Source organism: Okeania sp. SIO2C2 (assembly GCF_010692625.1).
Taxonomy (GTDB): Bacteria; Cyanobacteriota; Cyanobacteriia; order Cyanobacteriales; family Microcoleaceae; genus Okeania; species Okeania hirsuta.
Genome location: NZ_JAAHGM010000163.1, coordinates 1 through 1,441 on the forward strand (window position 1 = coordinate 1; position 1,441 = coordinate 1,441).

Sequence of the window (1,441 nt, forward strand, 5' to 3'; positions counted from 1 at the left end):
AGCGTCGGGATACATGGACCCCTCAAGCCGATTTTTTCCGGGATTGACCGGAAAAATCTGCAACAGTATAGATATAGAGCTATAGAGTAATCATTCTGTGTTAGAATTTTTGTATGACTCTAACCATCAACTATCGCTATGGACTTCACCCCGACCCCATCCCAGAGCAAACTATGCTCCATTGGTGGGAAAGATCTCGCAAAGTGTACAACTATGCCTTGCGGGAAATCAAGGATTGGGTGAATGCCCGTAAGTGTAGTTTGAACTATTATTCCCGATCAAAAGAATACATCATCCCAGCTAACAAGTCTTTTCCAACCTACTACAACCAGCAAAACGCACTGCCCCTGGCCAAAAAAGCATTCCCAGAACTCAGAGAAGTTCCCTCTCAAGTTCTGCAAACTACAATTCGTAGATTGCACGATGGTTGGAATTATTTCCAGCAAAGAGGTTATGGCTTTCCTCGCTTCAAGAAGTTGGGCTAAATGAAGTCGATGCTGTTTCCTCAATTTAAAACTAACCCCATTACAGGTTGGCAGATTTCTCTCCCCAAGAGAGGAAAAATACCCATTAACTTGCACCGACCAATTCCAGAAGGTTTTGTAGTCAAGCAAGCAAGGGTATTCAGGAAGGCAGATAGGTGGTTCGTAGTACTCACGCTCCAGTCTGAGGTATGGAGACCAGAAGCTCAACCTCACGGAGAAGCGATAGGTATAGATTTGGGTTTGGAGAAGTTTTTGACAACCTCAGATAGAGAGTTTATTGGGAGACCCCGATTTTTGACATCCTTGTATCGCGAGTTGGAATTACTGCAACGCAAGTATGGCAGAACGAAAAAGGGTTCTAAAAATCAGGAGAAAGTCAGGAAGCAGGTAGCCAGATTTCACAATCACATTGCAAATGTGCGGAAAGATTGGCAGCTTCTTACTAGCTAACCATCTTTGTCGCAAAGAGGGTATTGGGATGGTGTTTGTTGAGGATTTAAACTTGAAAGCCATGTCCAGAGGAATGCCCTTGAAAGCACACTCTGGATGCAGCTTTCGGACAGTTCCTGAACGTGCTGGAATGGGTAGCCAAGAAACATCAAATTCCTGCCTGCTCGTGTCAATCCTGATGGAACATCTCAAACTTGTCCTCAATGTGGAACACATACGGGAAAGAAAGAACTCTCGGAACGGAGACATAGATGTAGTGAATGTGGATACGAGACAGACAGAGATCATGCAGCATCAGAAGTAATCAGATTGCGTGGTCTAGAAAAAATTGAGTACCCAGGGACTCTGGGGAATAGAAAACGCCTATGCAGTCGGTCTGCCGGGGACGGAGGCAACTCCGTCTAGGTCAGAGGCGAAACCTCGTAGGGAGAAAAACTAGGAATGCCAAACTGTGAGGTTTGGAAGCCCGCGCCGTACCGTCAGGTCGGCGTCGGGAGGATGTCACT

General features: G+C 45.9%; 3 protein-coding genes. All 3 read left to right on the top strand.

Annotated features, from left to right (window positions below; genetic code table 11):
* Positions 1-113: 113 nt before the first annotated feature.
* Positions 114-485 carry a helix-turn-helix domain-containing protein gene (locus tag F6K18_RS36100; protein WP_287528178.1) on the top strand — a complete coding sequence of 124 codons (372 nt, stop codon included), beginning with the start codon at positions 114-116 and terminating at the stop codon, positions 483-485.
* The gene (locus tag F6K18_RS36105) at positions 486-935 is read left to right on the top strand and encodes a transposase (protein ID WP_287528180.1); all 450 of its coding nucleotides are present in this window, start codon (positions 486-488) and stop codon (positions 933-935) included.
* Between the two features lie 156 nt (positions 936-1,091).
* A complete protein-coding gene (locus F6K18_RS36110; RefSeq protein ID WP_287528183.1) occupies positions 1,092-1,340 on the top strand; it encodes a zinc ribbon domain-containing protein in 249 nt (82 codons plus the stop codon).
* The last annotated feature ends 101 nt before the right edge of the window (positions 1,341-1,441 follow it).

What these genes read in the sequence shown, in the direction of transcription:
- F6K18_RS36100 (WP_287528178.1), top strand. Translation starts at nt 114, where the DNA reads ATGACTCTAACCATCAACTATCGCTATGGACTTCACCCCGACCCCATC.
- F6K18_RS36105 (WP_287528180.1), top strand. Translation starts at nt 486, where the DNA reads ATGAAGTCGATGCTGTTTCCTCAATTTAAAACTAACCCCATTACAGGT.